This is a genomic window from Erwinia wuhanensis (assembly GCF_030484085.1).
Classification (GTDB): Bacteria; Pseudomonadota; Gammaproteobacteria; order Enterobacterales; family Enterobacteriaceae; genus Erwinia; species Erwinia aeris.
The window spans coordinates 236,357-259,283 of the sequence record NZ_JAUJUH010000003.1; the positions used below are offsets into that span (position 1 = coordinate 236,357).

General features: G+C 57.8%; 20 protein-coding genes. 9 read left to right on the top strand and 11 right to left on the bottom strand.

Annotated features, from left to right (window positions below; genetic code table 11):
• Nucleotides 1–59: 59 nt before the first annotated feature.
• Nucleotides 60–797: a 1-acylglycerol-3-phosphate O-acyltransferase gene (locus tag QZH36_RS08840; protein ID WP_253458259.1), complete on the top strand. Its 738-nt coding sequence runs from the start codon at nt 60–62 to the stop codon at nt 795–797.
• Nucleotides 798–885: 88 nt separating this feature from the next.
• The gene (gene ftsP / locus QZH36_RS08845; RefSeq protein WP_253458262.1) at nt 886–2,301 is read left to right on the top strand and encodes a cell division protein FtsP; all 1,416 of its coding nucleotides are present in this window, start codon (nt 886–888) and stop codon (nt 2,299–2,301) included.
• Nucleotides 2,302–2,424: 123 nt separating this feature from the next.
• Here ftsP and QZH36_RS08850 read toward each other — a convergent pair whose 3' ends face one another.
• Both QZH36_RS08850 and dkgA read right to left on the bottom strand, forming a co-directional pair.
• Nucleotides 2,425–2,694 carry a YdgH/BhsA/McbA family protein gene (locus QZH36_RS08850; protein ID WP_301730004.1) on the bottom strand — a complete coding sequence of 90 codons (270 nt, stop codon included), beginning with the start codon at nt 2,692–2,694 and terminating at the stop codon, nt 2,425–2,427.
• A gap of 408 nt (nt 2,695–3,102) precedes the next feature.
• Nucleotides 3,103–3,927 (bottom strand): 2,5-didehydrogluconate reductase DkgA, encoded by an 825-nt coding sequence (gene dkgA, locus QZH36_RS08855; RefSeq protein WP_125287221.1) that lies wholly within the window; start codon nt 3,925–3,927, stop codon nt 3,103–3,105.
• Between the two features lie 264 nt (nt 3,928–4,191).
• On the opposite strand from dkgA, the gene QZH36_RS08860 reads away from it, so the two are divergent.
• Nucleotides 4,192–5,085: an AraC family transcriptional regulator gene (locus QZH36_RS08860; RefSeq protein WP_125287222.1), complete on the top strand. Its 894-nt coding sequence runs from the start codon at nt 4,192–4,194 to the stop codon at nt 5,083–5,085.
• 36 nt (nt 5,086–5,121) lie between these two features.
• On the opposite strand, the gene QZH36_RS08865 is transcribed toward QZH36_RS08860, so the two are convergent.
• Both QZH36_RS08865 and metC read right to left on the bottom strand, forming a co-directional pair.
• Nucleotides 5,122–5,778 (bottom strand): DedA family protein, encoded by a 657-nt coding sequence (locus QZH36_RS08865; protein ID WP_253458269.1) that lies wholly within the window; start codon nt 5,776–5,778, stop codon nt 5,122–5,124.
• A 90-nt stretch (nt 5,779–5,868) separates the two neighbouring features.
• Nucleotides 5,869–7,071, bottom strand: a complete 1,203-nt coding sequence (gene metC, locus QZH36_RS08870) for a cystathionine beta-lyase (protein ID WP_301730005.1) — start codon at nt 7,069–7,071, stop codon at nt 5,869–5,871.
• A gap of 243 nt (nt 7,072–7,314) precedes the next feature.
• On the opposite strand from metC, the gene exbB reads away from it, so the two are divergent.
• Both exbB and exbD read left to right on the top strand, forming a co-directional pair.
• Nucleotides 7,315–8,040: a tol-pal system-associated acyl-CoA thioesterase gene (gene exbB / locus QZH36_RS08875; protein ID WP_253458276.1), complete on the top strand. Its 726-nt coding sequence runs from the start codon at nt 7,315–7,317 to the stop codon at nt 8,038–8,040.
• A 5-nt stretch (nt 8,041–8,045) separates the two neighbouring features.
• Nucleotides 8,046–8,468: a TonB system transport protein ExbD gene (gene exbD / locus QZH36_RS08880; RefSeq protein ID WP_301250630.1), complete on the top strand. Its 423-nt coding sequence runs from the start codon at nt 8,046–8,048 to the stop codon at nt 8,466–8,468.
• 105 nt (nt 8,469–8,573) lie between these two features.
• Here the strand turns inward: exbD and QZH36_RS08885 are convergent, their stop codons facing one another.
• The 6 genes from QZH36_RS08885 to QZH36_RS08910 form a co-directional block, all read right to left on the bottom strand.
• Entirely contained in the window at nt 8,574–9,893 is a 1,320-nt protein-coding gene (locus QZH36_RS08885) for an MFS transporter (RefSeq protein ID WP_253458282.1), read from the bottom strand.
• Nucleotides 9,894–10,032: 139 nt separating this feature from the next.
• Entirely contained in the window at nt 10,033–11,031 is a 999-nt protein-coding gene (locus QZH36_RS08890; protein ID WP_301730006.1) for a Csu type fimbrial protein, read from the bottom strand.
• Nucleotides 11,028–13,424 carry a fimbria/pilus outer membrane usher protein gene (locus QZH36_RS08895; RefSeq protein WP_301730007.1) on the bottom strand — a complete coding sequence of 799 codons (2,397 nt, stop codon included), beginning with the start codon at nt 13,422–13,424 and terminating at the stop codon, nt 11,028–11,030. The genes QZH36_RS08890 and QZH36_RS08895 overlap by 4 nt, the downstream gene beginning before the upstream one ends.
• A gap of 3 nt (nt 13,425–13,427) precedes the next feature.
• Nucleotides 13,428–14,144, bottom strand: coding sequence for a fimbrial biogenesis chaperone (locus QZH36_RS08900; RefSeq protein ID WP_253458288.1), 717 nt, complete (start codon nt 14,142–14,144; stop codon nt 13,428–13,430).
• A gap of 18 nt (nt 14,145–14,162) precedes the next feature.
• Nucleotides 14,163–14,642: a Csu type fimbrial protein gene (locus QZH36_RS08905; protein WP_301730157.1), complete on the bottom strand. Its 480-nt coding sequence runs from the start codon at nt 14,640–14,642 to the stop codon at nt 14,163–14,165.
• A 74-nt stretch (nt 14,643–14,716) separates the two neighbouring features.
• Entirely contained in the window at nt 14,717–15,283 is a 567-nt protein-coding gene (locus QZH36_RS08910; RefSeq protein ID WP_125287232.1) for a spore coat protein U domain-containing protein, read from the bottom strand.
• Between the two features lie 538 nt (nt 15,284–15,821).
• Between QZH36_RS08910 and QZH36_RS08915 the strand changes: the two genes are divergently transcribed.
• Both QZH36_RS08915 and QZH36_RS08920 read left to right on the top strand, forming a co-directional pair.
• Nucleotides 15,822–17,954: a putative bifunctional diguanylate cyclase/phosphodiesterase gene (locus tag QZH36_RS08915; RefSeq protein ID WP_301730008.1), complete on the top strand. Its 2,133-nt coding sequence runs from the start codon at nt 15,822–15,824 to the stop codon at nt 17,952–17,954.
• A gap of 57 nt (nt 17,955–18,011) precedes the next feature.
• Nucleotides 18,012–19,439, top strand: a complete 1,428-nt coding sequence (locus QZH36_RS08920) for an aminotransferase-like domain-containing protein (RefSeq protein WP_253458292.1) — start codon at nt 18,012–18,014, stop codon at nt 19,437–19,439.
• Between the two features lie 4 nt (nt 19,440–19,443).
• On the opposite strand, the gene QZH36_RS08925 is transcribed toward QZH36_RS08920, so the two are convergent.
• Entirely contained in the window at nt 19,444–19,926 is a 483-nt protein-coding gene (locus tag QZH36_RS08925) for a YlaC family protein (protein WP_125287235.1), read from the bottom strand.
• A 644-nt stretch (nt 19,927–20,570) separates the two neighbouring features.
• On the opposite strand from QZH36_RS08925, the gene QZH36_RS08930 reads away from it, so the two are divergent.
• Nucleotides 20,571–21,473: a hypothetical protein gene (locus tag QZH36_RS08930; RefSeq protein WP_301730009.1), complete on the top strand. Its 903-nt coding sequence runs from the start codon at nt 20,571–20,573 to the stop codon at nt 21,471–21,473.
• Nucleotides 21,474–22,155: 682 nt separating this feature from the next.
• Nucleotides 22,156–22,740 carry a cupin domain-containing protein gene (locus tag QZH36_RS08935; protein ID WP_253458298.1) on the top strand — a complete coding sequence of 195 codons (585 nt, stop codon included), beginning with the start codon at nt 22,156–22,158 and terminating at the stop codon, nt 22,738–22,740.
• The last annotated feature ends 187 nt before the right edge of the window (nt 22,741–22,927 follow it).

A 22,927-nucleotide genomic window follows, 5' to 3' on the forward strand; every position in this document is an offset into this window, starting at 1 on the left:
GGCGTAATGCCGGAGCGCCTGCCTTAAGGCGTCTCCGGCCCGGCAATAATGAGGATGTGATGCTGTCAATTTTTCGGATCGTCGTGACGATCGTTTATTCAATCCTGGTGTGCATTTTCGGCTGCATCTGGTGTTTGTTCAGTCCCCGTAATCCCCGCCACGTGGCGACGTTTGGCCATCTGTTCGGTCGCCTGTCGCCGCTGTTTGGTCTGAAGGTGGAAATCCGCAAGCCGGCAGGGGCGGAAAACTATCCTAATGCGATCTACATCGCCAACCATCAGAACAACTACGATATGATCACGGCGGCAAAAGTCGTACAGCCAACCACGGTGACGGTAGGCAAAAAAACGCTGCTGTGGGTGCCGTTCTTTGGCCTGCTTTACTGGCTGACCGGCAACCTGTTGATCGACCGTGACAACCGCAACAAAGCGCACGGCACCATTAACCAGCTGATCGACCAGTTTAAAAAGAAGAAGATCTCCTTCTGGATGTTCCCGGAAGGGACGCGCAGCCGCGGACGCGGGCTGTTGCCGTTTAAAACCGGCGCGTTTCACGCCGCTATGGCCGCAGGCGTACCTATTATTCCTATCGTGGTCAGCAATACGCACGATAAAATCAAGCTGAACCGGCTGCATAACGGTCTGGTGATCATTGAGATGCTGCCGCCGATCGATACCGCCGCCTTCGCCGATCAATCCGTGCGCAAGCTGGCGACCCATTGCCGCGAGCTGATGATGGAGAAGCTGGCTGAACTCAACGCGGAAGTCGCCGCGCGGGAAGCCGCAGGCGAAAAGTAAACCGATCGCCTCGCGGTCGGCACACGGCAAACAATCATAAAAAATGGATAGCGGCCCGCCGGGCCGCATTTTGGGTTACGGAGTTTTTATGTCCTTCAGTCGACGTCAGTTTATTCAGGCATCGGGCATAGCGCTGTGCGCCAGTGCGCTGCCTGCACGCGTACACGCCGCAGGGCCGGGTAATCCTTTGCCGGTGCCGCCGCTTATCGAATCCCGCCGTGGACAGCCTATCTTTTTGACGCTGCAACGCAGCCACTGGTCGTTTACCAGCGGCAGCAAGGCGCAGGTGTGGGGCTTTAACGGGCTCTACCTGGGGCCGACGGTCAGGGTCTGGAGCGGCGATGACGTCAAGCTCATCTACAGCAACCGGCTGAACGAAGCGGTGGCGATGACCGTTGGCGGGCTTCAGGTGCCGGGCGCGCTCGCCGGCGGCGCGGCGCGCATGATGTCGCCTGGCGTCGACTGGGCGCCGGTGATCCCGGTGCGTCAGGCCGCCGCGACCTGCTGGTATCACGCCAACACGCCTGGTCATATGGCGGAGCACGTTTACAACGGCCTGGCGGGTATGTGGCTGGTAGAAGACGAGGTCAGCAAAACGCTGCCGCTGCCGAACCACTACGGCGTGGATGATTTTCCGCTGATTATTCAGGACAAGCGTATCGATAACTTCGGTTCGCCGGACTACAGCCCGCCAGCTAACGGCGGTTTTGTGGGCGATACCCTGCTGGTGAACGGCACGCAGAATCCCTATGTGGAAGTCTCTCGCGGCTGGGTACGCCTGCGGTTGCTTAACGCTTCAAACTCGCGTCGCTACCAGCTCGCCATGAGCGACAAGCGGCCTTTTAACGTCATCGCCAGCGATCAGGGCTTTTTGCCCGCGCCTGTGGCGGTGCAGCAGCTTTCTCTGGCGCCGGGCGAGCGCCGGGAAATCCTGGTGGATATGAGCCAGGGCGACGAGGTGTCGATCACGGCGGGTCAGGCGGCAGGCATTGTCGACAGGCTGCGCGGGCTGTTCGAGCCGTCGAGCATTCTGACCTCGACGCTGGTGCTGACGCTGCGTCCGACCGGCCTGCTGCCGCTGGTGACCGACACGCTGCCGATGCGTCTGCTGGCCGATCAGGTCATCGAAGGCGGCGTCAGCCGTACGCGCGAATTCCGTCTGGGCGACTCGGAGCCGGGCATCAACGGCGCGCTGTGGGATTTGGGCCGCATCGACGTCCAGGCGCAGCAGGGCAGCTTTGAACGCTGGATTATTCATGCCGACCTGCCGCAGGCGTTTCATATTCAGGGCGTGATGTTTTTGATTAAGAACGTCAACGGCGCACAGCCGATGGCGGAAGATCGCGGCTGGAAGGATACCGTCTGGGTTGACGGCAGCGTGGAGCTGTTTGTCTCCTTTACGCAGTCCTCTTCCGATCACTTCCCGTTTGTCTACTATAGCCAGACGCTGGAAATGGCCGATCGCGGAACGGCGGGCCAGCTGCAGGTACAGCCGGCGCCGTAGCGTAAAGCGCTGGTTGACCAGAGCGGCCAGCCAGCGAGGTTTTGCAAGGATCAAGTCAGTCGGCGCGCCCGACGGGAACCAAAGAAAGCGGGGCGAATTAAGGCAGGGAGGGCTGAGGAACGATTATTTCTTTTCCAGTACGATAGCCGTACCGCGCCAGTGGCTGGAATTGCCAGGACGGTCCAGCGAGGTAATATACATATATTCGCCGCCTTTTTTATCCACTTCCGTGCGCAGTGCCTCAAGCGCTTTTGATTTTCCACCCATCACGTTAGAAATGGATACGCGTTCTTTTTTAACGTAATTATCCAGTTCGTTACGCGGCACGATCTGTGCGGCAAAAGCGGAACCCGTCATCAGCAACAGCAGGACAGCCGAAATAATCTTTTTCATTAAGCTTCTCCAGTAAATTAATCAGAAATATTTTCGGATTCAGTATACTGATTTTGTGAGCAATATAATTCGGTTATTAATAATAAGAAATACCGGTTTGATTAGCTAAACCTATTATAAATACTACCAATGCATTATTTTTTAAATTTGGCGTAAACATTTATTAGCAAATTAAATTTACCTTGCTGTATTTGTTCGCTTTTCAGAGGAGGGTAAAGTCTTTGCCGCTGCCGGCGCTTAATAATAATATTAACATTATTCAGAAAAAATAATGGAGGTGGTTTATCTGAGGTTTAAATTAACAGGGCATTACGTAAACAGTTCTTGTTTCTTAATGCATGATAAAGGCAGGTCGCGCGTCAAAAAGGCGGCCGCCCGTCTGTTTTCTGTCAACGGGCGGCCGGGCGCTTAGTTCAGCTCGTCAGGGTTGGGGCCAAGACGGTTGCCGGCATCCAGCGAGGCGATTTCACTAATTTCCGGTTTTTCCAGGCGGAAATCGAACACTTTAAAGTTTTCTTCAATGCGGGAAGGCGTGACCGATTTCGGGATCACCACCAGGCCGCTGTCCAGGTGCCAGCGAATAACAATCTGCGCAGGCGTCTTGCCATATTTTTTCGCCAGCGTTTTGATCACGGCCTGATCGAACACGCCTTTACCACCCTGCGCCAGCGGGCTCCAGGATTCGGTCTGGATCTGATGCATGGCGTTCCAGGCGTGCAGCGTGCGCTGTTGCAGCATAGGGTGCAGCTCGATCTGGTTGATCACCGGACGCACGCCCGTTTCATCTATCAGCCGTTTCAGGTGCGCTTCCTGGAAGTTACAGACGCCGATGCTTTTAGTCAGCCCCTGTTTTTGCAGCTCGATCATCGCTTTCCAGGCGTCAACGTAGTTGTCCTTCGCCGGGCAAGGCCAGTGCATCAGATAGAGATCGACGCTTTCCAGCTGCAATTTCTTCAGGCTGGTTTCCAGCGCCTGCGGCGCGTTCAGCTGATCGTCATTCCACAGCTTGGTGGTCACGAAGATATCGTCGCGCGCGACCGACGTTTCCTGTAGCGCCTGACCGATGCCCTCTTCGTTTTTATAGATGGCGGCGGTATCGATCGAGCGATAGCCCACATCGAGCGCTTTCAGCGCAGCCTGACGCGCTTCGTCAATGCTTGCCTGCCAGACGCCCAGGCCGAGCTGGGGCATCATATTGCCATCGTGAAGCTTGATTACGGGTTGCTCTGCCATTGTTCTCTCCTTTGCAGCCAGGGGGGCCGACGCCTCTGCGCCGGCAAGTAACGCTAAGTCTGGTTAAGACTGCTGGTCTTAGTTTAGTTGAAATTATTAACCCTTTGCGCAATTCGGATTATTGAGCCAATAGCCAGCGTAGCGGCCAGTCCCGGTATATATCCTGCCCGTTTCTGCTTTCTTCTTGCCTGTTTCTCCAGGAGGCTGGACGATTACGCCAGGCTTCGGCATGATGCCAGCTCTGCTTTTTTTCAGGTGAACATCATGGATCGCACTATGCTGTGCGCCCGGCTTGCCCGCCAGGTCGTGCAACTGATCGACGCAAAACCGGATGTGCAGACGCTGCTGCCCGATATCCGGCTTTTCCACGCCAGCCAGCCCAGCGGGCGCACGCCGGTGCTCTATTCCTCCGGTATCGTGATCCTGTTTCAGGGCAGAAAAACCGGCTATCTGGGCAACCATGTTTTCCATTACGACGCCACGGAATACCTGATGCTGACCGTGCCGCTGGCGGTAGAGTGCGAGACGTTCGCCACGCCGGAAGCGCCGCTGGCGGGCATGCTGCTGAATGTCGATCCGGTTAAGCTTCAGGATCTGCTGATTGATATCGGCGATGACGACAGCTTTCAGCCGCAGCCGCAGACGCGCGGCATTCACTCGTCGCCGCTGACCGAGCCGATGCTTTGTGCGGCGGAACGTCTGCTGGATGCGATGGCGGATCCGCGCGACGCGCGCGTGCTTGGCCCGCAAATCGTGCGGGAAATTCTCTATCACGTGCTGCTGGGGCCGTGCGGCGGCGCGCTGATGGCGCTGGTCAGTCGGCACACGCAGTTCAGCCAGATAGCGCGGGCGCTGCGGCGCATCGAGCATCACTATACCGACAACCTGAGCGTGGAGCGGCTGGCGGCTGAGGTGAATATGAGCGTCTCCGCCTTTCATCACAACTTTAAAGCCGTCACCAGCACCTCGCCGTTGCAGTATCTGAAAAGCTATCGACTGCATCAGGCGCGAATGCTGATGCTGCATGAAGGCCTGAAGGCCAGCGCGGCGGCGATGCGGGTCGGCTATGAAAGTGCCTCGCAGTTTTCCCGCGAGTTTAAGCGCTATTTTGGCGTCACGCCGGGGGAAGAGATCGGCAGAATGCGTCAGATGGAATAAGAGGGCCGCCGGGCGACCCTCGGAAGGCGGGGTGCGCTAAGCGACTTTTTTCCGCTTAAAGAACAGCGCGAGGCTGCCAATCAGGCCGATGCAAAGCAGCGCCAGCGGCAGGATCATCAGAATGGACATCACCTGATCCTCATGGCGCTTGATAAAGGGCACCTGGCTTATCGCATAACCCAGCGAGACCAGGATGCCGACCCACAGCAGGCCGCTGAGCCAGTTAAAAAACTGGAAGCGCGTCTGCGTCAGGCCGGAAATGCCCGCCATGGTCGGCAGCAGCGTCCGCACGAAGGCCAGAAAGCGGCCAATCAGCAGCGCCATCAGCCCGTGCCGGTGAAACAGGCTCCAGGCGCGCTGGTGATACTGCGCGGGCAGGTGCATCAGCCAGCCTTTGACCAGGCGGGTATTGCCCAGCCAGCGGCCCTGCAGGTAGCTCAGCCAGCAGCCCAGGCTGGCCGCCAGCGTCAGGATGGCAACGGTAGGAATAAAGCCCATCACGCCCTTGGCGATCATCGCGCCGGCCAGCAGCAGTAAACTGTCGCCGGGCAGAAAGGCGGCGGGCAGCAAACCATTTTCCAGCAGCAGCGTGAGAAACATAATTCCGTAAACGATCCAGATTACATCGGGATTGGCGAGGGCAGCAAAATCCTGATGCCAAAGCGCCTGCACAATCTCATGGAGTACCGCCATTTTTTATCCTGTTTACCGCATCAATAGCACTAGTGTACTCGTAAATGGCCTGTCACAACGTGGTACAGGCCAGAGCTGTTGCCTTTTTGTTTAATTTTTTGACGATCCCGCGACGCGCGCGAAACCGGCGGCCAAATCCGCCAGCAAATCGTCAACATTTTCCAGCCCTATATGCAGCCGGATCAGCGTGCCGCTGAAGTCAACGCCGCCTGCCGGACGGATGGCGGCCAGCTCGTCGGGCTGGTTCGCCAGAATAAGCGATTCAAAACCGCCCCAGGAGTAGGCCATGCTGAAATGTTCAAAGTGGTCAAGGAAATCGGCCAGCTGCCGATCGCTCAGCCGCGCCTTCAGTACAAAGGAGAACAGGCCGCTGCTGCCGGTAAAATCCCGCCGCCAGAACTCGTGGCCCTTGCACTGCGGCAGCGCCGGATGGTTAACCACGGCCACTTCCGGGCGCTCGGCCAGCCAGCGCGCGACCCGCAGCCCGCTTTCTTCGTGCTGGCGCAGACGTACTGCCAGCGTGCGCAGGCCGCGGCTGGCCATATAGGCGGTGTCCGCGTCCACCATTTGCCCCATCAGATAAGAGTTTTCACGCAGCTGCGCCCAGCAGCGTTCGTTGGCGACGGCGGTGCCGATCATCGCGTCGGAATGACCAATCAGATATTTAGTCCCGGCCTGAATGGAAATATCGATACCAAAATCCAGCGCGCGGAACAGAATGCCCGCCGCCCAGGTGTTATCGATCATAATGACCGCTTCCGGCGCTTTGGCCCGCACGGCCGCCACGATGGCTGGAATGTCCTGCACTTCCATCGTAATGGAAGCCGGCGATTCCAGAAAAACGACCCGCGTTTCCGGCTTCACCAGGTCGCCGATTTCCGCGCCGGCGGTATGGCTGTACCAGGTGGTGGTCACGTTCATTTTACTGAGGATTTTGCTACAGAAATCCTGGGTCGGTTCATAGACGGAACCGGCCATCAGCACGTTATCCCCGGCGGAAACAAAAGCGAGAATGGCATTGGCGACCGCCGCCGCACCGCAGGGATAAAGCACGCAGCCCGCGCCGCCCTCCAGCTCGGTCATGGCTTCCTGCAGCGAGAAATGGGTCAGGGTGCCGCGACGACCATAAAACAGTTCGCCTTCCGCTCGCCCGGCCGTGGCGCGTTTCTTCTCGGCCACGCTGTCGAACACCAGCGAGGAGGCGCGCTGAATAACGCTGTTAACGGCACCCTGGGTATAGCGTTTACGGCGGCCGGCGCTGATTAACGCCGTTTCAATATGTTTACTGGTCATCGGTCTGCTCGGTTTAAGGATCTCGCTTAACGTTAACACGGCTGGCGGCGGGGCGAAATTCGTCATCCCGCTACGTGACAAAGTTTCAGGAAAAACCCTGGCGATAAAAAGGAGATGGCGGGAAAAGTGTAAAAAGTATTGCGTTAAGGGTAAATAGTAATGATAACTACTATCAATTCGGGTTCGATTTGGTATGATCCGACCTGTATTTTCGCTATCGGTAACTGACGTTGGAGAGACAGCGTGACGAATGATTTGATGCAGACGGACCTCTCCGTCTGGGGCATGTATCACCATGCGGACATCGTGGTAAAAGTGGTAATGATCGGTCTGCTGCTGGCTTCGGTCGTTACCTGGGCTATCTTCTTCAGCAAGAGCGCGGAGCTCAGCTCGGCGAAACGCCGCCTGAAGCGCGAGCAGCAGGCGCTGGCGGGCGTTCGTTCCCTGCAGGAAGCGAGCGATATCAGCGCCACGTTTAACGCTAACAGCCTGACCACGCAGCTGTTGAAAGAAGCCGAAAACGAACTGGAGCTGTCGCAGCAGTCCGCCGACAACGACGGCATTAAAGAGCGCACCTCGTTCCGTCTGGAGCGCCGCGTCGCCTTCTTCAGCCGCCACGCCGGTCGCGGCAATGGTTTTCTGGCTACTATCGGTGCTATCGCGCCGTTTGTCGGCCTGTTCGGCACCGTTTGGGGCATCATGAACAGCTTTATCGGTATCGCCCAGACGCAGACCACGAACCTTGCGGTAGTTGCGCCCGGCATCGCAGAAGCGCTGCTGGCCACGGCTGTCGGCCTGTTCGCTGCGATTCCGGCCGTAGTGATCTATAACGTCTTTGCCCGTACGATCGCCAGCTATAAAGCCTCGCTGGGCGACGTCGCCGCGCAGATTATGCTGCTGCAAAGCCGCGATCTGGATCTGGCCGCCAGCGCGCCGCAGCATCCAACGCAGAAGCTGCGGGTAGGGTAAGCGTCATGGCCATGCGATTAAATGAAGATCTCGATAGCAACGGCGAAATGCATGAAATCAACGTTACGCCGTTTATCGACGTGATGCTGGTGCTGCTGATTATCTTTATGGTCGCTGCGCCGCTGGCTACCGTTGACGTTCGCGTCAATCTGCCAGCCTCTACCAGCAAGCCTCAGCCGCGCCCGGAAAAACCGGTCTACCTCTCAATCAAAGCGGATAAACAGCTGTTTATCGGCAATGAGGCCGTGACGCAGGAAACGCTGCTGTCGGCGCTGGAAAGCCAGACGCAGGGCAATAAAGACGCCACTATCTTCTTCCAGGCGGATAAATCGGTGGATTACGAAACGCTGATGGGCGTGATGGACAAGCTGCGTCAGGCGGGCTATCTGAAGATTGGGCTGATGGGCATGGAAACCGTCGCGAAATAATCGGCATCAGAAAATAAAAAATCCGTAACGATCGTTGCGGATTTTTTTTGCTTAAAATTTGAGGCAGGCGGCCGCAGCCCTTGCGCCACGGCCGCACCTGCGGCGCTACATTTGCGCCACAGGCTCGCTGGTCTGGCGGGTTTGATACTGCTGCACCAGGCGTTTGATCAGCAGCGTGCCGAGCAGGCCGCAAACGGCAGCGAAGGTCAGCCAGACGCCGGGCATCGCCTTGTCGCCGGTGGCGTGGATCAGATAGCTGGACATCGCTGGCGTAAAGCCGCCGAACAGCGCCGTCGCCAGGCTGTAGGCCAGCGAAAAGCCGGTCGCGCGCACCTCTGCGGGCATCACTTCCGCCAGATAGACCACCATCGCACCGTTATAGCTGGCGTAGAGAAACGACAGCCACAGCTCGGCCTCCAGCAGATGAGAGAAGGTTGGCGAGCCGACCAGCCAGTGCAGCACCGGCCAGGCGGTGGCGATCATCAGTACGGTAAACAGGATCAGCAGCGGACGACGGCCGTAGCGATCGGAGACGGCGCCCATAATCGGCAGCCAGATCAGGTTTGACAGGCCAACGCACAGCGTCACCAAAAAGCTCTGCTTATCGCTCATCATCAGCACCGTTTTCCCAAAGGTCGGGGTAAACGCGGTGATCATATAAAACATCACGGTGGTGGTGACCACCATCAGCATCCCTGCCAGCACCAGCGCCCAGTTGCTGGCGACGCCGCGCACGATCTGACGCATGGAAGGGTGCACCTTACGCTGGCTGAAGGCTTCGGTCTCTTCCAGCATTCTCCTGACCCAGAACAGGAAAGGCACAATCAGGCAGCCGATGAAAAAGGGAATACGCCAGCCCCAGTCGGTCACCTGATCTTTCGCCAGCAGATGGTTCAGCCCCAGGCCCAGCAGCGCGGCGAAAATCACGGCGACCTGCTGGCTGCCGGACTGCCAGCTGACAAAAAAGCCCTTGCGGTTTTTCGGCGCGATCTCGCTAAGATAGACCGAAACGCCGCCCAGCTCCACGCCCGCCGAGAAGCCCTGCAACAGACGGCCCAGCAGGATCAGGATTGGCGCCGCCGCGCCCAGCGTGTTGTAGCCCGGCACGATAGCAATGGTTAAGGTGCCGATCGCCATCAGGCCCAGCGTCAGCAGCAGCCCTTTACGCCGTCCGTGATGGTCAATATAAGAGCCGAGGATAATCGCGCCCAGTGGCCTCATCAGGAAACCTGCGCCGAACGTCATCAGCGTTAACATTAGCGAGGCGAAAGGATCGTCACCCGGAAAAAAGGTTTTGGCAATCGCCGTGGCGTAGTAACCAAACACCATAAAGTCGTACATTTCCAGGAAGTTGCCGCTGGTCACATTGAAGATGGTGCGGGCGCTGCCCTGCGGCTTTTTCGCCGAAGAAGAAAAAGATGTCATAGCCTGTCCTTTCAGTTTTTCTTATCTTTTATCGCGCCCGCGCGGACATTAATGTGACAGGCATCACCGTTAAGGCGCCGGATGTATACGTATTGGTAACAAATAATTAACAATGCACTATCCGGGGGCAAACCGTGCCCTAAAAAGAGAGATCCACCACCACGCTGTCGCTATAGTTGCCCGCAGGCGGCGTGGCCTGCGAAGTCAGTATGCGCGCCGTATAATTAAAAGTGCGGGTCAGGCCGTCGGTGGTAATGCTGTTGGCCGCCGAGCTGGCGACGCGCTCCGTACCTGTCGGCCCCCAGCGCGAGGTCGTGGCGTTTTTATAAATTTCATAGGCGAGCCGGTTGTTGCCGCTGGCCATATAGCGCTGCGCGCCAACCGCATAGCCGCCGTTGCTCAGGCCAACCGTGTAGGTGCTGCCTTTAGTGCAGATCACATTAATGGACTGCGAAACCGCGTTAAAACTGCCGACCAGCGGCGCGCTGCCAAAGCTGACGTTAGGCGCGGTAATAGTGGTGCAGTCGTTGGTGACCACCAGCGTGGTGGTGATGGGCACCGTGCCGGAACCGGTCTGCTGACTGCCCAACAAACAGGCGCCCAGCGCGCCAATGCCGGTACAGATGTTATAGCTGACCAGAATATTCAGCGTCACCGTGTAGGTACCGGCGGCCACCACCTGGCCGGTCAGCGTCCTCAGATAAAGCGGGATAGCGAAGTTCTGTCCGCCGCCTGTTCCCAGCAAATTAAGCAGCTGCGCCTGGCTGAAGTTGACCGTAGTGCCGCCGATCAGCATCTCGGTGGCGCAGGCCGTGTCGCTGCATACGCGCAGCGGAATAAGATCCGTCCCGGCGCTGGAGGTTTTCAGCGCGCCGCGCGTGCTGCTGGTGTAGGTGGCGCTGGCCAGCTGAAACCGGATGTAATCGCTGGACAGCAGCGACAGCACGCTGCCCGAACCGCAGTTGACGTTAACGGTGGCGGTGGTGTTGCTCACCGTGGTGTTTACCGTAAAAGAGCTGACGCTGCCAAAGGTAGCCGTAGAGGTCGGCAGCGTGCAGGCCGCCCAGCCGGATAGCGAGCAGAGCATCAGCAGCGAAAACAGCGCCAGGTGAAAGATCGATCTTATTGGCAAAGTCATGGTGAGGTTCCTGAGGCAGCGGAAAGGGCGCAGGTCAGCGGCCCGTAAGTTTGTAGCGACGTCGGGCGACCGCCCGGCACGTCGAGCTTCGCTTCGCAATGGCGTCCGTCCGGCGTTTCCGCGCGGAAAGGGTTAACGGCAGCCAGGTTTTCCATCCAGACGATACCGTCCCAGCCGACATAGGTCGTCGCGGCGCCCGCGCGAATAATTTGGGTGGAAACGGGCAGCGGTTCGCCGTTCTGGTCGTGCAGGATCACGCTGGCCGCGCGCAGCGGTTCAATCGGGAAATGCAGCAGATAGCCGCTGTTGCGCTTGACGGCAAAACGCTGCTCGACGCTGGAGGTGGTCATATCGGCCGGCAGATCCAGCGTGTCGATATCATATTTGGCCGGATAATAGGAGCTGATGCCCGGCACCAGCAGATGGCCGCCGGCGTCCGTTTTGCCCATCAGCTGGTTTTCGTAGCGCACGTTGATATTGGGATAGTCGGTTTTCACCACCACAAAGGCATCGTTAACCTCATTGGCAGCAAAGTAGCTGCCGTCCATCAGCACCAGCGAGCCGCTCACGTCGGCCCATTCGGTGGTGTAATCGCCATCGCCGTAGAAGCCCGCTGAAGTCTCAATCTTCTGGTTGCGCCAGCTCAGGCTGGCCTGCTTATAGTCGCCGCCGCTGCTCTGGTTGGCCCAGGAGGCGTCGTAAGCCAGCCCGCCGTCGGTAGGCATGGAGCGCGAAACCGTTACGCGCTGCGAAGTGGTGCCCTGCTGGTCGCGATCCAGACTCAGGCTGGCGTTGCCGCGCTCGCTGAACGGGATCACCAGCGAAATGGTGCCCGTCCAGTCGCCCTGTCGCTGGTCGCGGCTGGCGGAAACGTAAAGGCTGCTGTTGCCCCAAATATTTTTGCTCCAGGAAAGGTTCCACAGCTGGGTGCGGTCGCCGCTGCCGCTGACGATGTCGATAAAGGCCGCGCCAAGGCTGCCGAAGCGATCGAGCGAGACGCTGGCGCTGTACTGGGCGCTGCGGCGGCTAAGGGTGTATTCCGTGCCCGCCAGGCCGCTGTTGCGATCGCCGTACAGCGCCAGGTTGCTGAAGCCCGCCGAGCGGATAATATGCTGCGTGCCGATGTTAAAGCGGCTGTTGCTGTACTGATAGCCCCAGCTGTATTGATTGCCATGTTCGCCGCTCATCTGGCTTTGCGCCAGCGCCGCATTGACCACGCCGAGCGACCCCAGCCTGACCTGGCCGCCCGCGCCGCCCAGCGCCAGCGCGTCCGCACCTTCGGCATGGCTTTCCAGCGTCAGCCAGTCGGTCAGGCCATAGCGCAAGGAGCCGCTGGCGGCGGCGGAGCCATAGTCAAAGCTTTTGATGCCGTAATTATTGCGCAGCGCCCCGGCGGAAAAAGAGAAGTCAGAGAGGCCGGGCTTCAGCAGGCTGCTGGAGACGTAAAAGGGCATGGTGGTGGAGACGCGTCGGCCTGCGGCGTCGGTCGTTACCACTACCGCTTCGCCCGCGCCGTTAACAAACGGCATATTGGTCATCGACCAGGGGCCGGGCTGTACGTCATTGCTGCTGTTCTTATAGCCGTTGACGAAGAGATCGACCGTGGAAGGTACCGCCGCCTGGCCGGAGAAAGAGGGCAGCGGATAGGTCACCAGATCCGGGCGCACGGAGAAGTCGCGCGCGATCTGAATGCCGCCCAGCCGCACGCTGCTGCTCCACGCCAGTGAATCGGTGATCAGATCGCCCACGCGCCAGCTCAGCGAACGGGTTTCATCCTGATTGCTCCAGTAAGTGTCATAGCGCAGATAGCCCTCGTTCTGCGAGCCTGCCGTCTGGCCGGAAAGCTGCTGCTGCCAGACGCCGTTGCTGGAAAACTGCCCCAGCGTGCCAAACAGGCGAAACTCGTTAAAGGCGGAAAGGCGGCTGCCGCTGGCAGAGGTACGGCTGGTGTAGAGATCGTAGTTAAACAGCGCGCCGGTAGAGGTTCTGCCAGGAAAGCGCGGGCCGTTCCGCTCCTCGTTATTCAGTTTCTGGCGCGGCAGCCAGCCGGGCGGCACCGTCAGCAAGAGGCGCTGGCGGGCCTGATCGTAGTCGGCTTTGACCTGCGGCATGGCGGAAACATCCATCATCGACGAGGTGATCAGCGCCGAAGGGATGCCGGCCCGCTGCAAATCGCCGGCGCGCAGATAGTAATGGTTATCACGGAATTCCACCGGCACGACCTGGCCGTTGTCCTGCTCGTTGATCACCAGCCCCAGCATATATTGCTGGCTGGCGCCCGGCGCGTTTGGCGACGGCGGCGGCGGCAATGTGGAATAGGTTTCCGCGCGACCGGCTGAAGAGAGCAGGTAGCTTAACAGGCAGAGGGCCAGGGAGCAGCGGCGCCCGTTCATCGGCTAGCGCGCAGAGCTGCCGCTGCGCCAGGTCTGGTTATTATCCAGTTCCGCGCTGAGCTGCGAGCGGTCAGACGCCGGGAAATTAAGCGGAAACGTATTGCTCGATCGCGCCAGCACGTAGCCGAACAGGCTGTTTGACAGCGTCCGGCCGCCCAGCGAAACGTTGCTTAGCCGCGCGTGGCCGCTGCCGTTATTGGTAATAAGCAGCGCTGACTTACCGTTCTGATTAACGAGGCGCCAGCTAAGGTCGGGGCGGGCCGTGTCGGCTGAAAGGCCTTCGCCATAGGTAAACAGCGGCACGGAATAGCGCATCTGGAAATTAAGGCCCGCCTGATTTTCGCCAGGCTGCTGCGGCGTAGGGATCTCATCCAGCAGCACCCGGTAAGCCCGCTCCTCGCCTTTGGGCGGCGGGGTCTGGTTAATCAGCCTGACCAGCTGCTTCTGGCCCGGCTCTATCCTTACCAGCGGCGGGCTGGCGACCACCGTTTGCTGCGTCTGATACTGTTCGTGTCCGTCCTGCTGCTGCCAGGTGAAAACCCTGACCTGCATCAGCGTGGTCGCTGCGCCGCGATTCTCCAGCCACAGCTCGGTGGCTTTATCGCCGCTGTGGATTTTCGGATCGATGGGCCAGATCAGCACCGAATTTCCTGCCCACGCGGGCAGCAGTGAGCTAACCGTCAGTCCGGCCAGCAGTGTGAAAATACGTAGCGTCTTCATGAAATACTTTCTCCCTGTTTACCAACTCAGCGTCACCGTCAGCGTGTCGCTGTAAGTCCCGGCCCGCCGAACGCCGCTCATCTGCAGCCGACCGTATATCGGCAGCGTGATGTTATTGGCGTTATTGTAGGTCAGCGCCACGTTCTGATTGACCGGGATCGCACTTGCCGCACTGGCGGTGGCGCTGGTGTAAAGCGCATAGGCCACTAAATCGGTGTTATTAGCAATTTTAAGATTACGCGTGCTGGAATAATTACTGCCGCCGTTAATGCTCATGCTTAGCGCAGTGCCCGGCGTACAGGCCAGCGTAATCGTGGAGCTTTGAACAAAGCTGGCGCTGGCAGAAGCCGAACCGACGCCGGGGCGGGTGCCGAAGTTCAGCGTGCCGAACACGCCGGTATTGGTGCCGGAAATCACGCAGCCGTTCACTACCGACGCCGTCACCTGAAAAGTCTGCGTCGGCAGCGCTCCGGCCGGAAAGCTGATACAGCAAACCACGACACAAAGCGGGCTAAGCCAGCCCGCCGATGTTCTTTCCTGCCCCGACACGACGTGCTCCCTGCCGCCGTCAATCAGTAGTTCACGGCAACGTTAATCGTATCGGTATAGGTACCTGCCGGGATCGCTGCGTTAAAACCGCCGCCGGTAATACGACCGTAAATCGGGTAGTTGTCGCCATTGGTCGGATCCGTGGTGCCCGTGCTGGTCAGGTTAGTGTTGTTAGCGATGGGCGTGGTATAGGAAGTGGAGTTATAGAGCGTATAGGCAATGCCCTGCGTGGCGTTGCTGCCCAGCACCAGATAGCGAGGCTGCGCGGTTACTTCGCCAAACACGGTAGCGGGCGCGGCGTTGCTGCTGGTGAGCTGCACGTTATAGGTTTGACCAGTGGTGCAGCGCACAAAGATGCCGTTGCCCAGCGCGCCAACTAAGGTGGCGTTCAGGGTATCAAAGGTCGCGGCGCTGCTACCAAAGTCTAAGGTACCGAAGTTAACACCGGTGGTGGCGGTCTGGCCATTGACCAGGCAACCCGTGGTCAGGACCAGCGTGGCGTTGATAGTTCCCGTCGTGGTGGCGGCAAAGCCGGAAGAGGCCACGCCGAGACCCAAGCCGCAGCCCAGCAAAAAAAGCTTCATTTTCATAATCATTCCTTACCGATCAGACCAATGGAAGTGCTTTTTCGCCCGGTGTAAAAGCGTAAAAAATGGCCGCGATGCAGGTAAAACGCAGAGCCGGAAAGAGCTATGTTGGCCGCTATCCACGATAAAAGCCAGATTGACCAATTTCTGTTATGTTTAAAACTATAGAACAGCCTTGAACGCTGAGCTAAGCGAAACGCAAAATTTTGTTAATGAGTTGAAACAAAAGCAGACCTGCTTGCTGTAGCATGAAAAAAGACGCCTGACAAAAAATAATCAGCGCTGGCCCTGGGTTTTGCTGGGCAAAAAAAAGAGCGGATGCTAAGGTCGTTAAGCAAAAAAAACAGATAATAAACCCGTTTAATTATAAGGGGATAGATGGGTTAAGCCCGAGTCCGCAGCCGGGCATGGCCGCTTTATGCCACCAGGGGTAAAGTTGACTACTCTTTAGCCGATACCGTAATTGTTGAAATCGATTTATCAGCTTTATTATTCCCTTACCCGGTGCCAGTAATCTGGCTTTTGCTTCAGAGATTTGCATATGCTTATGAGCTCCTACGACCAGCTACTGGTTATCGTCTCCATCTTTGTTGCCTTCCTGGCATCCTATACCGCGCTGGATATGGCGGGCAGGGTGGCAACCTCTACGGGGAAAGCGGCCCGCGTCTGGCTGGTTGGCGGTGGCTTTGCGATGGGCATCGGCATCTGGTCTATGCATTTTATCGGCATGCTGGCGATGAACCTGGCGATGGTGATGAGCTACGATCCGCTGCTCACGCTGATTTCCATGTTTGTAGCCGTAGTCGCCTCGATTTTTGCGCTGTGGATTGTCTGCTACGGTGAACTGGTCTTTGCCCGTCTGATGGTCGGCGCGCTGGCGATGGCCACCGGCGTGGTGGCGATGCACTATATCGGCATGGCCGCGCTGATGTTTGAACCGGGTATCGTCTGGGACTGGCGCTGGATTGCGGTGTCGATAGCGATCGCGCTGGGCGCCTCAACGGCCGCGCTGTGGCTGGCGTTTAAGCTACGTCAGGGCGAAGGGCATTTAGCGCTGCTGCGCGCCGGCGCGGCGCTGATTATGGGCGCCGCCATCGCCGGGATGCACTACAGCGGCATGGCGGCGGCCAGCTTCCCGATGGGCAGCCACGCCACGCAGATGGGCGTGAACAGCAGTTGGCTGGCGATGCTGGTCGTGGTGGTGACGCTCTCTATTTTGGGTATTACGCTGGTGGTTTCCACGCTCGACGCGCGCCTGCAGGCCAGAACGTCGGTACTGGCTTCTTCGCTGGCGGAAGCCAACCGCGAGCTGGCCCAGCTGGCGCTGCACGACAACTTAACCCGCCTGCCTAACCGTATTCTGCTGGAAGATCGCCTCGATCAGGCGCTGAGCAAGGCCGTGCGGGAAGAGACCGCTTTCGCGCTGATGTTTATGGATCTGGACGGTTTTAAGGCCGTTAACGATGCGTTTGGTCACCACGTTGGCGATAACCTGCTGGTCGCGGTCACCGAGCGGATGAAAAATTTACTGATCGGGCACCATACGCTGGCGCGACTGGGCGGCGACGAGTTTGTGCTGCTGGTGGAAATCAGCGAGCCGAACGATGCCGCCGCCGTGGCCGATATGCTGGTCAAGGCTATCGACGAGCCGTTTTTGATTTCGCGTTACGAGCTGGTGGTGTCGCTGAGCATCGGTATTGCGGTCTATCCGGGCGACGGCAACGACGAGCGGGAACTGATGTTCAACGCCGATGCCGCTATGTACCACACCAAAAACAACGGCCGTAACGGCTATAACTTCTTCCAGCCGTCGATGAACACCATCGCGCAAAACCAGCTACAGCTGATCAACGATCTCTGGCTGGCGCAGGAGCACGACGAGCTGCGCCTGTTCTACCAGCCGAAATTTTGCGCGCCGCAGGGCCCTATCGTCGGGTTTGAAGCGCTAATCCGCTGGCAGCATCCGCAGCGCGGGCTGCTGTCGCCCGACATTTTTCTGCCGCTGGCGGAAAAAACCGGGCTGATCGTCAGCATCGGCAACTGGGTGATTAACGAAGCCTGTCGCCAGCTGAGCGTCTGGCATCGAATGGGCAATACGCAATGGTCGATAGCGGTCAACCTGTCGTCGCTCCAGTTTGAGCAGGCCGGACTGGTGGAAACGGTGGTCGCCGCGCTGAAGAAACATCAGATTTCGCCAGAGCTGCTGACGCTGGAAGTGACCGAGACTACCGCCATGCGCGATCCCGACGAAAGCGTGCGTATTTTAACCGAGCTGACCGAACTGGGCGTGAAAGCCTCGATTGACGATTTCGGTACCGGCTATTCCAGCCTGCTTTATCTGAAACGTCTGCCCGCCAGCGAGCTGAAAATCGATCGCGCCTTCGTTAACGAGCTGAATACGCAGAGCGAAGACGCCACTATCGTTACCGCTATCGTGGCGCTGGCGCAGACGCTGAACCTGAAAGTGGTGGCGGAAGGCGTAGAGACGGAAGAGCAGCAGGCCTTTCTCACCGGCCTGGGCTGCAACTCGCTACAGGGCTATCTGCTGGGCAAACCGGTTCCCCCTGAGCAGGTGCCGCACCTGAAGCTGTATGCGGGCAACCACGAGTCCAACCGCACGCCGGAACAGAAAAAAGCGGCGGAGGAGAAGATCCCGGTGTCAAAAGCTGTTTAATCGCAGCCCGGCTAACTATAATAGTTGCTCATTCCTGAGCACGGGCCTGTAACAGTTTTGGCAAAATATCTGCAGTTAATCGACCAAATCCAGCAGCAGATCGCCAGTGAGATCTGGCTGCCGGGCGAAAAACTCCCCTCGCTGCGCGAGCAGGTGGCGCAGAGCGGGATGAGCCTGATGACCGTTATGCACGCCTATCAGGTGCTGGAGAGCCAGGGCTGGATCGTCTCCCGGCCGCAGTCCGGCTACTACGTAGCGCCACGGGCGGAATTTCTCAGCCAGCCCGCCAGCCACCAGAAGGTGCAGCTCACGGAATCGGTCGATATCAACGACTTTATTTTTGAGGTGTTACAGGCGTGTCGCGACCCGGACATCATGCCTTTCGGCTCCGCCTTTCCCGATCCTGAACTCTTTCCGCAGCGCCAGCTGATGCGCTCGCTTTCCGCCGTTTCGCACTCGTTAAAACCGGCGGACGCCTTAAACAACCTGCCGCCGGGCAACGAGGCGCTGCGCAAAACGCTATCCAAGCGCTATGCGTTACAGGGCATACAGGTTTCGCCAGAAGAGATCGTGATCACCAACGGCGCGATGGAGGCGTTGAACCTGAGCCTTCAGGCGGTCACCGCGCCCGGCGACTGGGTGGTGGTGGAAAACCCCTGTTTTTACGGCGCGCTACAGGCTATCGAGCGGCTTCAGCTCAAGGCTGTCGCTATCGCCTCGCATCCGCAGCACGGCATCGATCTGACGGAGCTGGCCGCCACGCTGGCGAAGCTGCCGGTTAAAGCGTGCTGGATGATGTCGAATCAGCAGAACCCGCTAGGCTGCACGCTAAGCCGCGAGAAAAAGCAGGAGCTGGTGGCGCTGCTGGAGGCGCATCAGGTGACGCTGATCGAGGACGATGTGTATAGCGAACTCTGGTTCGGCAGCGAAAAACCGCTGCCGGCAAAGGCGTTTGAGAAACAGGACAGCGTGCTGCACTGCTCTTCTTTTTCTAAAAATCTGGTGGCGGGGTTTCGCGTGGGCTGGGTGGCGGCGGGCAGACACGCGCAGCGCATCCAGCGACTGCAATTAATGAGCACTATCTCAACCAGCGCGCCGATGCAGCTGGCGCTGGTCGACTACCTGGGCAGCCGCAGCTACGACGTGCATTTACGCCGGCTGCGCCAGCGGCTGGAGCAGCGCAAAAGCCTGGCGCGGCAGTCGCTGCGGCGGCATCTGCCCGCCAGCGCCAAAATCAACGACTCCCAGGGCGGCTACTTTTTATGGATCGAGCTGCCGGAAGCGGTTAACACCACCGAGCTGTACTATCGGGCGCTGCGCGAGAAAATCAGTATCGCGCCCGGTAAAATGTTTTCTACCAGCGAGCAGTATGCCAACTATTTTCGTTTTAATACGGCCTGGGAATGGAATGACTCGCGGGAGGCGGCGGTAGCGACGCTGGGCAGGTTGATTGCGGAAATGCTTCAGGGCCAGCGCTGGCCCTGACATATCAGACGGCAGAGGCGCGTTTTTGGCCCCAGGTCAGATGATAAACGTCGTAAAAATCGACTTCGCCTTTCAGCTGCAGCAGCTTTTGAATGCCTTGCTTAACGTTGTCCGGCACCTGGCTGCTGGCAAGGATATCCTGGATCGCCTTGTCGGACAGGGTACGCACATAATACCATTCGCCGTTATAGCACACGCGCAGATCGAGCGTATCGATATCCTCAAAGCGGTAGCGCGGATTGACATCCAGCAGCATCAGGCCGCTCATCAGCAGCACGAAAAAAGTGGCGCCCCAGAACGCAGGCCAGCCCAGAAACTCCGTGGTAAAAATCAGCGCCACGGTCAGGGCGTAGCAGACATACATCGACGCCCATAAGCCGGGATGACTTTTCAGAAAATTGAAGCTGAAACGCGGTCGGTTATCGCGCTGTTCTTCACGATTAAGGGTGTCGATTTCGCGCAGCAGGATCTGTTTAACGTCTTCCACTCTGAACCTCCTCTTGGTACAGGCATCAGTAGACCACACCTGGCGCAAGAAGGGCAGACACAGTTAATGCGAATAAAGCTATAACAGTTGCCCATATAACAAAATTAACGTTCTTGTTACCAGAACGCGTCAGAACGGCCGCCGACTGCCGCAGGCGGAGCGCGCGGGGTGAAATGCCGATGGGATCGCCGCCGCAGCCGGAACAACAGCCTCTTTCAATTTATATACCTCTTTTTTTTCGGCATAAATAAGTTAATCGATAACGGGATCTATTATCACCAGGGGAAATAAATTGCCTGAAAGCGCAAGAAACATAATGAAAAAAGCGAGTGGCGCCTTGAAAAAGGCGGGCGACAGAAATCTGTCCGCGCCAGGTGCTAATACGCTTTTGTTTAATTTAATTACAGGTTTAGGCAATTAAAATGCGTGACGTGCCGATTTGTTATGGCCGCTGGCTTGTTATATGTTTGTACTCTCTTAATAACGGATGAAGCACCAGGTTAATTCTGTTTTTAAATATTAAGCTGCCTTCAAATAAACAGATAACAAGTTAAATCAGGTAAGGATTGCCAGGATGAAAATAGGGAAATATTGTTTTTTTGTTAATTATTTTGCTCAATCCAACCCGGGGCGGCGTGACAACGATGAAAAATAATTTTGCCAGCATCCATAGCAGAAAAGAAAATGGTACGGATAGCGCACGATCATTATTAACGGAAGGCGTGACGGCCAGCGTCTGGACGCCCGATTACGTTCTGCGCCTGCGGCAAAACATTCATCTCTGCGGCTGCTCTGGCTGCGACGGCGCCTCGCCGCTGCTGCAGTTTCGCTGGAATAACCACGTGCGCCACAGCGCGGATATCAGCTGCAACCGGGCGGCGGCGGAAATCCTGAGCCTGACGGCGTCCTGTACCCTGAGCGTCAGCGAAGACCTGGCCGAACATTTACCCGAACTCTCCGCAGAGCGTTTACAGATGAATCAGCACTGCCTGCGGCTGTTTGCCGCTTTCCGGACTGAGCCTGTGCTGTTGCTCTATGCGCTGTACGGTTTTATTCGCCAGTCTGGCCCGCTTGACCCGGAGCGGCGGGCCGCGCTGCTGGAGACGTGGCTACAGCCCGCTGGCCGCCAGCGGCTGGTGCAGGATTTTTGCCTGCAGCAGGATGAACACGGCTTTCCGCCGGTCGCCGGGCAACGTCTGGAGGCGCTGCCGATATGGTTACTGGTGGATAGCGACGCCAGACTGCACAAGCTGAAAGCGATGCGGAAAAAGGGTGAGGAGACGCTACGGCAGACGTGGCGCGGCCTGCAAAAAGCGAGCAGCGCGCGACGAAAGATCCTCGGTAATTTTCTGTTTTATGAACTCTGCCATAACTTTTTTCCCGGTCATCTCGTTACCGACTGGGAGAATAATTTTGCCGACCTTTGCCGGCGTGCCCTTAGCCTGCTCCTGCTGCTGACGGCGGTTTCACCTGAACTGGATAAAGAAAGCTTGAGCGCGCTTTTTGCCGCCAGCCATCGGGCTGCGCGCAGGGAAGCTTTTTCATAACAGGCGGCGGGCGGCCGTGAACAGGCGCCCGCTTCGGGCAGCTATAAACCGAGCCAGGCAATCAGGGTAAGCAGCATTATGTTCTGCATCAGGCACGGCGAGCGCCAGAGGCGGGCAATCGGTGGCTTCTGCGGTGGGTTTCCGCTTCTCTTTGCGGGAGCGCACAGGAGCAGTGGCCGTCACCGGCGCGTGCGTTTCCGGCAGCAGGATCGGACAGTATGCCAGAGTCATCGGCCGCTTTAACCGATATTGCCCAGCTTTCGCTGCTCGGCCGTTTCACAATGCAGCAGCGATGCTGAATCCGGATCAACCAGCCCGTGATGAATCAGATAGCGAGCAACCATGAACCACCCTCCTGGTTAGCCAGGGGCATTAGCGCGGTTTTCCCATTTTTCCGTTGATCAATCCCTTATGTTTATTAAGTGATTAAGCCGCCGTTTAATTTTATTTTCTTCTTTTTAAAACCAGCCTGTTTTTACTAAATCGTTTTTTTTGGCAGGCGCGTGGGCTATTTTCGGAATGCAAAATGGCCTTACATTTTGCCTCCGAGGCAGGCAGGCGAATAATTTGAGTTAAGTGGAGAAAAATTAAGAAGTTATGTGATCAAAAACCGATCGTAATGATTGCATCTTTGCCGCCAGGTGCCACAATTAATTAACACCGAAATTACAGGAGGCATCTTATGCTAACCCATGCTGGTAACCTGCTTGCGATGATGTCTTTTGCAGCCGGCACCTTTTCTGCGGGTATGTCGAACAATCCGCAATATATGACCTTTCAGCCAGCCAGCGGCGTGCCGAACAATCCGCTGCCGCTGATTATTTATCCGCGCGCGGTGCCGGGTGAGGTGGAAGATGTGGCGGCCTGGTTTGAAGAAACGTTCGCCAGCCATCGCTGGACGCCGCGCTGGCGCTATCCGATTTATCCCTATACCCACTATCATCCCAACACCCATGAGCTGCTGGGTATCGGCGCTGGCTGGGCGCAAATCCTTTTCGGCGGCGAAACGGGCAGGGCGGTCACCGTTCACGCGGGCGATGCGATCCTGATCCCGGCAGGCGTTGGCCATCAGCAGCTGGCGGCCAGCGAAGATTTTTTTGCCGTCGGCGCCTATCCACAGGGCATGGAGCCGGTGACGCGACGCAGCGATCTGGAAGATGTGGAAGCCTCGCTACTGGCTATTAAGCGCGTACCTGTACCGCAGCACGATCCCCTCACCGGCGGTGAAGGCGCGGTGACTGAAATCTGGCATCCTTTACAGAACTGATCCATTCCCTTCTTCTCAGCGCGTCTGCCCCGTCAGGCGCGCTTTGCCAAATATTTTTTTAATAATGTCTCTTTTTTAGACGGGTACTGGCGTACGCGTCTCTTTGCCGAAGCGGGCCGCATCCACAGCGCAGCACTGGCCCGGCGCCACAGGTTCTGCCGCTAAAACAGCGCCACGCCCGGCAGGG

Coding starts and splice junctions, on each gene's coding strand:
- QZH36_RS08930 (WP_301730009.1), top strand. CDS start 20,571: ATGAAAAATAATTTTGCCAGCATCCATAGCAGAAAAGAAAATGGTACG.
- dkgA (WP_125287221.1), bottom strand. CDS start 3,927: ATGGCAGAGCAACCCGTAATCAAGCTTCACGATGGCAATATGATGCCC.
- QZH36_RS08890 (WP_301730006.1), bottom strand. CDS start 11,031: ATGACTTTGCCAATAAGATCGATCTTTCACCTGGCGCTGTTTTCGCTG.
- QZH36_RS08900 (WP_253458288.1), bottom strand. CDS start 14,144: ATGAAGACGCTACGTATTTTCACACTGCTGGCCGGACTGACGGTTAGC.
- QZH36_RS08935 (WP_253458298.1), top strand. CDS start 22,156: ATGCTAACCCATGCTGGTAACCTGCTTGCGATGATGTCTTTTGCAGCC.
- ftsP (WP_253458262.1), top strand. CDS start 886: ATGTCCTTCAGTCGACGTCAGTTTATTCAGGCATCGGGCATAGCGCTG.
- QZH36_RS08840 (WP_253458259.1), top strand. CDS start 60: ATGCTGTCAATTTTTCGGATCGTCGTGACGATCGTTTATTCAATCCTG.
- QZH36_RS08895 (WP_301730007.1), bottom strand. CDS start 13,424: ATGAACGGGCGCCGCTGCTCCCTGGCCCTCTGCCTGTTAAGCTACCTG.
- QZH36_RS08910 (WP_125287232.1), bottom strand. CDS start 15,283: ATGAAAATGAAGCTTTTTTTGCTGGGCTGCGGCTTGGGTCTCGGCGTG.
- exbD (WP_301250630.1), top strand. CDS start 8,046: ATGGCCATGCGATTAAATGAAGATCTCGATAGCAACGGCGAAATGCAT.
- QZH36_RS08915 (WP_301730008.1), top strand. CDS start 15,822: ATGCTTATGAGCTCCTACGACCAGCTACTGGTTATCGTCTCCATCTTT.
- QZH36_RS08850 (WP_301730004.1), bottom strand. CDS start 2,694: ATGAAAAAGATTATTTCGGCTGTCCTGCTGTTGCTGATGACGGGTTCC.
- metC (WP_301730005.1), bottom strand. CDS start 7,071: ATGACCAGTAAACATATTGAAACGGCGTTAATCAGCGCCGGCCGCCGT.
- QZH36_RS08860 (WP_125287222.1), top strand. CDS start 4,192: ATGGATCGCACTATGCTGTGCGCCCGGCTTGCCCGCCAGGTCGTGCAA.
- QZH36_RS08885 (WP_253458282.1), bottom strand. CDS start 9,893: ATGACATCTTTTTCTTCTTCGGCGAAAAAGCCGCAGGGCAGCGCCCGC.
- QZH36_RS08865 (WP_253458269.1), bottom strand. CDS start 5,778: ATGGCGGTACTCCATGAGATTGTGCAGGCGCTTTGGCATCAGGATTTT.